The following is a 9247-nucleotide window of genomic DNA, read 5'->3' as shown; positions in this document are numbered from 1 at the left end:
AAATGGTGCGCATCGAGAAGCCGGAAGACTCCTACGCCGCGCTGGAAGAAATGGTCGGCCACGCCGAGAACATCCTCAAGGCGCTGGAACTGCCCTACCGCGTGATCACGCTGTGCAGCGGCGACATGGGCTTCGGCGCCGCCAAGACTTACGATCTGGAAGTCTGGCTGCCGGCGCAGAACACCTATCGCGAAATCTCCAGCTGCTCCAACTGCGAGGCCTTCCAGTCGCGCCGCATGATGGCGCGCTACAAGGACGAGAGCGGCAAGAACCAGCTGGTGCACACATTGAACGGCTCCGGCCTGGCGGTGGGTCGCACCCTGGTGGCGGTGCTGGAAAACTACCAGAACGCCGACGGCAGCGTGACCATCCCGACCGTGCTGCGCCCCTACTTCGGCGGCCGCGACAAGATCGGCGGCTAAGGCCCCGGTTCAAGCTCCGCCGCTGGAAAGACAACGGCGCCCCTTATGGGCGCCGTTTTTCATGCCCGCGCCGCCAGCAGCGCTTCGAACTCGGCTCGCGGCAGCGGCTTGCTGAACAGATAACCCTGACCCAGCCGGCAGCCCTGCCGCAGCAAGAACGCCCGCTGCGATTCCAACTCCACCCCCTCGGCCACCAGTTCCAGCCCCAGGCTGCGGCCTATGGAAATGATGGCGCTGGTGATGGCGGCGTCGTCGCCATCCTGGTGCAGATCCATGATGAAGGAACGGTCTATCTTCAAGCCCTTGACCGGCAGCCGCTTCAGATAGGACAGCGAGGAATAGCCGGTGCCGAAATCGTCGATGGACAGATAAACGCCCAGCTCGCGCAAGCGCTGCAGCGCCTCCACCATGCCGCAGTCCTCGTCCATCGCGACGCTTTCGGTGATCTCCAGCTCCAGTTCGCCGCTATCCAGCCCATGCTGCAACAAGGTGCGCGCCACCGTGGCGGCGAAACCGCCGTACTTGAGCTGGCGGCCCGACACATTGACCGCGATGCGGCCGGGCTCCAGTCCCATGGCGCGCCATTGCGCCCAATCGCGGCAGGCGGTATCCAACACCCACTCGCCTATCGGCACCATCAACGAACTATCCTCGGCGATGGGAATGAATTTTCCCGGCACCATCAGCCCCAGCTCCGGATGACGCCAGCGCAGCAAGGCCTCGGCGCCGACGATGCGCCGCGTGGCCAACTCCACCTTGGGCTGATACCACACCTCCAGTTCCTCCTGGGCCAAGGCGCGGTGCAGGCTGTACTCCAGCTTCAGCCTCTCCATCGCCCGCGCGTTCATGTCAGCGGTGTAGAACTGGAAATTGTTCTTGCCGCGCTCCTTGGCCTGGTACATCGCCGAATCCGAGTTGACCAGCAGCGCGTCCGCGCTGACGCCGTCTTCCGGGTACATGCTGATGCCTATGCTGGCCGAGATGAACAACTCGTGGCCGGTCAGGCCGGACTGCTCGGTCACGCCGTCCAATAATTGCTGCGCCAGCGCCGCCACCTGGGTAACGCGCTCCACCACCGGCAGCAGCAGGATGAATTCGTCGCCGGACAACCGCGCCACGGTGGAATGCTGCGGCGCGTATCTCAGCAGCACCGAGGCGATGCGCACCAGCAATTCGTCGCCGGCATGATGCCCCAGGGTATCGTTGACCAGCTTGAAACGGTCCAGATCGACGAATAGCAGCGCGAATTGCGAGCGCGCCGGCTGCGCGCGCTCTATCGCCTCCTGCAAACGCTCCAGGAACAGCGTCCGGTTGGGCAAACCGGTCAAGGCGTCGTGATTGGCCAGGAAATGCAGCCTCTCCTCGGACTGCTTGCGCTGGGTGATGTCGGAAAACACCGCCACATAGTGCAGGCAAGCGCCATCGGCATCGCGGATCGCGGTGATGCTCAGGTGCTCGGTGTACAGCAAGCCGCCCTTGCGGCGGTTGACCACCTCGCCCTGCCACAGCCCGTTCTCCTTCAGGCTCTGCCACAGCTGGCGGTAAAAATCAGGCGACTGCTTGCCGGACTTGAGCAAGGCCGGCGTCTTGCCCAAGGCCTCCTCGCTGCCATAGCCGGTGATGCGGCTGAACGCCGGATTCACCATCTGGATCACACCGTTGCCATCGGTGATCAGAATGCCTTCCAGTGTCGATTCGAACACCTTGTCCGCCAGCAGCAGGCTGTGGCGCGAACGCAGCAACGCATCGTCGCGCTCGCGCAGCGCAGAATGCAACTCATGCAGGAACTCCTGCTCCACCATCTGGATGATGTCGCAAAAACCCAGCAGCTGCAGCAGGCTGCCGTCGGCGTCGTAAACAGCCAGGTGGCGGATCTTGTGTTGCAGGATCAACTGCCGCGCTTGCAGCAGGCTGCTGCCGTCGCGCACGCCCAACAGCGGCCAGGAGCAGGCTTCGGCCAGCGTCGCCGGCGCCCGCCCTTCCGCCAACAGCCGCAGCAGGTCGCGCAGGGTCAGGATGCCGTAATCGCCGTTGTCGAAGCGCACCGCCAAGGCGGTGGCGCCCTGGCGCCGCATCATGGCCAGCGCCTGTTCCGGCGCCGCCTGCGCGCCCAGCAGACACAAGGGCGCCGCGCGGTCCGCCACCACCCGCCGCACACTGAGAAACGCTTCACTGCCCTGGCTCAACACGATATCGGTCAGCGACACCACGCCGCAGATCTGGCCATCCTGCTCCACCAGCGCATGGCGGAGGTCGCGGTTACGGAACAAGGCCACCGCTTCGCTCACCGGCAAATCATGCGGCAGCACCACCAAGGGCGCATTCATCGCCTCGCCCACCGGCCGAGCGCCGGCCGCGCCGTCCAGCCGGTCCAGCGCCAGCGCATCGGCCTCGGTCCAGATGCCCAGCGGCCGTCCAGCCTCGTCCTGCACCACGATGGAGCCGCAGCCCGCCAATACCATGCGTCGCGCCGCCTCTGCCAGCGGCGTATCCGCCGCGCACGCCAGTATGTCCGGGGTAGATATCTCTTTTATGCACTGTTTCAAGTAATTCATTAACAATCCAACCCGGGCTCATCACGGAAAAATTCCAAATGGCATTATAACGATGCCAACCACTCTGATGTAATCGGATTGCAACAGCAGCGCGCCGGCGCGCCTCGCCGCCGATGGCTTGTCTTCTGCGCACCGGGCAAGCATCCTTTTTGCATACAGTAAATCGTCAAATACTCATATACATGATCTAGGACAAAGCCTTGGGGCGGTTTCTACTGCTAGGCTGTCAACAGGATCGGTGAGATCACCCTTGCCATAGCAATGACATAGGAATAGCGTGGCGCGTCATCCTCCTGGCGGTAGCGCCACGGCGAGGCGCGCAAGCTGTCCAACCACCCGCACGGCGGCATCGCGACGCCGGCACACAGCGACACAAACACCATGAACCCACAACGCATCCACCTATCGGTTCAGGGCCGGGTCCAGGGCGTCGGTTTCCGTCCCTTCATCTGGCGCACCGCCAGCGAGCATGGCCTGACCGGCTTCGTCCGCAATACCGGCGAAGGCGTCACGCTGGAACTACAGGGCCAGCCGCAAGCGCTGGACGCCTTCCGGCAAGCGCTGAAAACCCGGCTGCCGCCGCTGGCTCACATCGACGCGGTGCAAGAGTGCGAGTTGCCGGTGCTCGCGGATGAGCAACGCTTCCAGATCGAGGAAAGCAGCGGCGAAGTCACCCATGCCCGGCTACCGGCGGATGTGGCCACCTGCCCGCAATGCGTGGAAGAGCTGTTCACTCCCGGCGACCGCCGCTACCGCTTCCCCTTCATCAACTGCACCGACTGCGGGCCGCGCTACACCGTCACCCACCGCCTGCCCTATGACCGCGCCAACACCAGCATGCTGGCCTTTCCCTTGTGTCCGGTGTGTCGTCAGGAATATCAGGACCCGAGCAGCCGCCGCTTTCACGCCGAGCCCACCGCCTGCCCGGTATGCGGGCCCAAGCTGCAGCTGACCGACCGCTTCGGCCAGAGCCTGAACGGCGACCCGGTGATAGGCGCGGTGCAAATCCTCAATATGGGCCGCAGCATCGCGATGAAAGGACTGGGCGGCTTCCACCTGGTCTGCGACGCCGCCAACCCCTCCGCGGTGGCGCGGCTGCGCCATCTCAAGCATCGCCCCGGCAAACCGCTGGCCATCATGGCCTTGAACGTGGAATCCATCCGCGCGCTCTGCCATGTCAGCGACGAGGAGGCCGCCTGGCTGCAGCGACCGGAGCGTCCCATCGTATTGTTGAACAAAAAGCCGGAAGCCGACCAATTGCTGCCCGATGTCGCGCCCGGTCTGTCCGCGCTGGGCGTGATGCTGCCCTATACCCCGCTGCAATGGCTGCTGTTCCATGAAGCGCTGGGCCGCCCGGCCGGCACCGCCTGGCTGCGCCAGCCCTGCGCGCGGCTGTGGGTGATGAGCAGCGCCAACCTGTCCGGCGAGCCCATCGTCACCGGCAACCAGGAGGCGCGCGAGCGGCTGAACCAGGTGGCCGACGTCTTCCTGCTGCACAACCGCGCCATCGTCACCCGCTGCGACGACAGCGTGGTATCGCTGCAGCGCAGGCGGCCGCTGCTGTTCCGCCGCGCGCGCGGCGTCGTGCCGGACCCGGTGCCGCTGGCGCTGGACGGCCCGCCGGTGCTGGCGCTGGGCGCCTATATGAAGGCCACCGCCACCGTGCTGCGCGGCAGGGACGCCTTCGTGTCGCAATACATAGGCGCGCTCAACCACCCGCTGACCTGCGAAGCCTTGCAACAGGCGTCCGACCACCTGCTCGACCTCACCGGCGTCACCCCGCAGGCAGTGGCCTGCGACCTGGAAACCGGCACCTATTCCAGCCTGCTGGCCGAACATCTATCCAAGCAATGGAGCGTGCCGCTGATCCGGGTGCAACACCATCACGCCCACCTGGGCGCGGTGCTGGCCGAGCACGGCGTGGCCGAGCCGGCGCTGGGCCTGGCGCTGGACGGTTATGGCCTGGGCCACAACAACGGCGCCTGGGGCGGCGAAATGATGCTGGTGGACGGCGACGCCTGCCAGCGCATCGGCCATATCACTCCGCTGCCGCTGCCGGGCCAGGGCCGCAGCCGGCTGCAGCCATGGAAGCTGGCCATCGCGCTGTGGCAAACCCTGGACCTGGGGACGCTGCCGCCGCATCTGGCGGAGCAGGCGGGCGCGGCCATGCTGGAAAAACAGATCGCCATGCGCCGCGACTGCCAGGACAGCACCAGCCTGGGCCGCTGGTTCGGCGCCATCGCCGGCCTCACTCGCCAATGCGGGGTGGAAACCTTTGAAAGCGAAGCCGCGCAACGGCTGGAAGCGCTGGCGGAAGTCATGGAGCCGCTGGCCGACGGCTGGGCCACCCAGGCCAATCTGCTGGATTTGACGCCGCTGGCGCGCCACCTGTGCCTGCTGGACGACGACCACGTTATCGCCGGCCTGTGGCACGCCACGCTGGCGGCGGCGCTGGCGGATTGGGCGACCAAGGCCGCGCGCACCACCGGCACTCGCATCGTGGCGCTGGCCGGCGGCTGCTGCGGCAACCGCCAATTGATGGCGCAGCTGCTGCCGCGTCTGGAACAGGCCGGCTTGCGTCCGCTGACCGCGGAACAGCTGCCGCCCAATGACGGCGGCCTCAGCCTGGGACAGGCCTGGGTAGCGCGCCAGCGCCTGCTGCGCGACGCCTGAAATGAAAACGGCGCGCCGCCCGCAGGCGACGCGCCGTCTTCGGCACCGGAATCCCTAGATCAGGACGGCTGGCGCTCGCCCCACAGATCGTGCTCGCTGCAGTCGACGATCTTCACCGAATAGAATTCGCCGGCACGCATGTCGGCGGCGTCCTCGACGAACACCATGCCGTCGATCTCCGGCGCGTCCGCGTAGCTGCGGCAAATCGCCGTGCCTTCGTCGTCGATCTCGTCCACCAGCACTTGCATGGTCTGGCCGACGCGGCGCTCCAAACGGCGCGCGCTGATCTCTTCCTGCACCGCCATGAAACGCTCCTTGCGCGCTTCCTTCATCTCTTCAGGTACCGGATTCGGCAAGTCGTTGGCGGTGGCGCCCTCCACCGGCGAATAGGTGAAACAGCCGACGCGATCCAGCTCCGCCTCGCGGATAAAGCTCAGCAGTTCTTCGAAGTCTTCCTCGGTTTCGCCGGGGAAACCGACGATGAAGGTGGAGCGGATCACCAGATCCGGACAGATCTCGCGCCATTTCTTGATGCGCGCCAGCACATTGTCGCTATTAGCCGGACGCTTCATCAGCTTCAGCACCTTCTGGCTGGCGTGCTGGAACGGAATGTCCAGATAAGGCAGGATCTTGCCGTCGCGCATCAGCGGAATCACTTCGTCCACATGCGGATACGGGTAGACGTAATGCAAGCGCACCCAGATGCCGTGACGGCCCAGCTCCTCGCACAGCTCGGTCATGCGGGTCTTCACCGGGCGGCCGTTGTGGAAGCCCAGCTTGTACTTGGTGTCCACGCCGTAAGCCGAGGTGTCCTGAGAAATCACCAGGATTTCCTTGACCCCGGCCTTGGCCAGGCTCTCCGCCTCGCGCAGCACGTCGTGAATCGGCCGGCTTTCCAGATCGCCGCGCATCGACGGAATGATGCAGAAGGTGCAGCGATGGTTGCAGCCCTCGGAAATCTTCAGATACGCGTAATGCTTGGGCGTCAGCCGCACGCCGATATCCGGCACCAGGTCGACGAAGGGATCGTGCGGCTTGGGCAGGTGGGCATGCACCGCGCTCATCACCTCGTCGGTGGCGTGCGGGCCGGTCACGGCCAAGACCGACGGATGCGCGTCGCGCACCACATCGCCCTTGGCCCCCAGACAGCCGGTGACGATCACTTTGCCGTTCTCGTTCAAGGCTTCGCCGATCGCGTCCAGCGATTCGGCCACGGCGGAATCAATGAAGCCGCAGGTGTTGACCACCACCAGGTCGGCGCCGGCGTAGCTGCCGGAAATATCGTAGCCTTCGGCGCGAAGGCGGGTCAGGATCTGCTCCGAGTCGCTGGAGGCTTTGGGACAGCCCAGCGACACGAAGCCGATACTTGGAATCTTGTCTGCCATGATGATGGCCTTGCTGAAGAAAAACGCGAGAGTATACAACGATTTGACAGGCGATGCGCAGCCTTGCGAGGGGTTTGGGCCATGGGCTCGCCGATTCGTTTTCACAGGCTCCCACGGCGGGCTGGATGCGGATCAGCGCAGCTCCTCTTTCAGACCTCACTTGATAGTAAAATCCGACGCCTCCATATAGGCCTGAGAACCTGTTCAAAGTCCCGCGAGCTAGAGCGAAACCAGGCGAAAACAACTGAGAAAGCGGAATCTACTCGTGGTGCATGGACATTTCGAAGGTGTACTCACCGTGTCGCGCTCCACTACGCGCGGCAGACTTAGAACAGGCTCTGAGCCGTCAACCCCTCACACAATACCGCTATGAAAACTCTTGTCTCACGCATGGAATCCCTGATCTTCGCCAGCCGCTGGCTGCAAGCGCCCTTATACCTGGGCCTGATCGTCGCCCAGGGCGTCTATGTCTATAAATTCCTGGTGGAGCTGATCCATCTGGTCGCCGACGCCTCCAGCATGACGGAAACCCAGATCATGCTGATCGTGCTGGGCCTGATCGACGTGGTGATGATCGCCAATCTGCTGATCATGGTGGTGGTGGGCGGCTACGAGACCTTCGTCTCCAAGATCGACAGCCTGAATACACACGAGGACAGGCCGGAATGGTTGTCCCATGTCAACGCCGGCGTGTTGAAGACCAAGCTGTCGCTGGCGCTGATCAGCATTTCCTCCATCCATCTGCTGAAAACCTTCATCAGCGCGTCCAATCTGGGCAGCCCCGGCAATCCGCTCACCGAACAGGGCGTGATGTGGCAGGTGGTGATCCATTGCACCTTCCTGCTGTCCGCGCTGGTGATGGCCTGGACCGACAAGCTGATGCAAAGCAAGCACTGAGCGGCGGCCCGGCTCAGCACATGCGCTCGGCGCAGTAGAAAGCGCCGGGCACCGGGCAGCCGGCCTCTTCCCGCAACATCATGTCCCGCCTTTCCTCCAGCCGCAGCCCATAGTCCGCCAAGCAGGCCTCCACCCAGTCCGGATCGTGCAGATAGCGTCCGCAGGGCTGCAGCCGATGACCATCAGGCAAGGGCTGCAGCCCGCGCTCGATGCTGAACAGCAGCAGGCCGCCCGGCTTGAGCGCGCGCGCCATCCTACCCAGAGCAAGGCGCAGATCGCCAAAATAGCTGAGCGTGTCCAGGCAGCAGATCAGATCACAGGGCGGCGGGGCCGCCATCAGGAATTCGATGATGTCGCCTTGGGTCAAGGTGTCGTACACGCCTTTGTCCGCGGCGCGCGCCAACATCTCGCCGCTGAGATCCACCCCGTGCAAGCGCTGCGCGTACGGCCGCAACGCCGCGCCGGCCAGGCCGGTGCCGCAGCCCAGGTCTAACACCTCCAGCGCGGATGCCGGCAGCGCCAGCCGCCGCAGGCATTGCGCCAGCCATTGCGGCCCCTGGTAGCGCAAGCCGGCCAGGCTTGCGTCGAAGGTCGCGGCATTGGCGTCGAAAGTCTGTTGGATGAAGGCTGGGCTGCACTGCGACGGAGGCGGCGCGCCACCGCAGGCGGCCAGCAGATGCAAGGCCACCGCATCATCCGGCGCCTGCGCCAGCCAGCCATGCAACAGCGCCAATGCGGCGTCGTGCTGGCCCAGTTCGCAATAGGCCTCGATGCGCGCGATCGGTCCATGCGCGGCGGGCTGGGCCACGATGCCCGCAGCATTGTGCCGCCGCGCCTCGGCATGGCGCTCCTGGCGCAGGCACAGTCCGGCCAGCAGAAAATGGGCATCGGCGCAGCCGGCATCCAGCGCCAGCGCCTGCCGGCAGCAATGCTCCGCCGCCGCGAGGTCTCCATCCTGCTCGCTGGAGGCGGCAAGATTGGTCCAATACATCAACTGGCCGGCATCCAGCGCCACCGCGGCGGCAAAAGCCTGCCGCGCCCGGCCGGCGCGGCCCTGGCGCGCCAGCGCCATGCCCAGGTTGAAATGCCAGTCCGCATGCCCCGCCTCGGCGGCGATCGCCGCCTGCAGCCAGGTTTCAGCCTCCTCCGGCCGCTGCGTCTGCAATAACAGAAAGGCCAGCAAGGCCTGAGCCAGGGCGCAATCCGGCCAATCCCGCAGGCAGGCACGGTAGCGGCGTTCCGCTTCGGCCCAGTCGCCGTCAAGATGGCAGCGCTGCGCTTGTCGCAGGCTGAGGCTCAGTTCCGTGGCGGACAT

6 protein-coding genes are annotated in these 9247 nt (G+C 65.0%); 3 read left to right on the top strand and 3 right to left on the bottom strand.

All coding sequences use genetic code 11. The features are described 5' to 3' along the window. On the top strand, positions 1-422 hold a 422-nt coding region (locus ACE3QM_RS16615), incomplete at its 5' end, for an aminoacyl--tRNA ligase-related protein (protein WP_374423423.1). A 59-nt stretch (positions 423-481) separates the two neighbouring features. Here ACE3QM_RS16615 and ACE3QM_RS16610 read toward each other — a convergent pair. Further along, entirely contained in the window at positions 482-2977 is a 2496-nt protein-coding gene (locus ACE3QM_RS16610; protein ID WP_374423421.1) for an EAL domain-containing protein, read from the bottom strand. A gap of 381 nt (positions 2978-3358) precedes the next feature. Here ACE3QM_RS16610 and hypF point away from each other — a divergent pair, with 381 nt between their 5' ends. Then, positions 3359-5650: a carbamoyltransferase HypF gene (gene hypF / locus ACE3QM_RS16605; protein ID WP_374423419.1), complete on the top strand. Its 2292-nt coding sequence runs from the start codon at positions 3359-3361 to the stop codon at positions 5648-5650. Between the two features lie 59 nt (positions 5651-5709). Here hypF and rimO read toward each other — a convergent pair whose 3' ends face one another. After that, the gene (rimO, locus tag ACE3QM_RS16600) at positions 5710-7035 is read right to left on the bottom strand and encodes a 30S ribosomal protein S12 methylthiotransferase RimO (RefSeq protein ID WP_374423417.1); all 1326 of its coding nucleotides are present in this window, start codon (positions 7033-7035) and stop codon (positions 5710-5712) included. A 390-nt stretch (positions 7036-7425) separates the two neighbouring features. On the opposite strand from rimO, the gene ACE3QM_RS16595 reads away from it, so the two are divergent. Then, complete coding sequence (locus tag ACE3QM_RS16595) at positions 7426-7932, top strand: TIGR00645 family protein (protein ID WP_231580931.1); 507 nt, start codon at positions 7426-7428, stop codon at positions 7930-7932. Between the two features lie 13 nt (positions 7933-7945). Here the strand turns inward: ACE3QM_RS16595 and ACE3QM_RS16590 are convergent, their stop codons facing one another. Further along, a complete protein-coding gene (locus ACE3QM_RS16590; protein WP_374423415.1) occupies positions 7946-9247 on the bottom strand; it encodes a tetratricopeptide repeat protein in 1302 nt (433 codons plus the stop codon).

Origin of the sequence: Chromobacterium sp. (genome assembly GCF_041912965.1) — a bacterium.
In the GTDB taxonomy this organism is placed as follows: Bacteria; Pseudomonadota; Gammaproteobacteria; order Burkholderiales; family Chromobacteriaceae; genus Chromobacterium; species Chromobacterium aquaticum.
The sequence above is the reverse complement of the archived record's forward strand: the minus strand, read 5'-3'. Positions and strand labels throughout refer to the sequence as shown.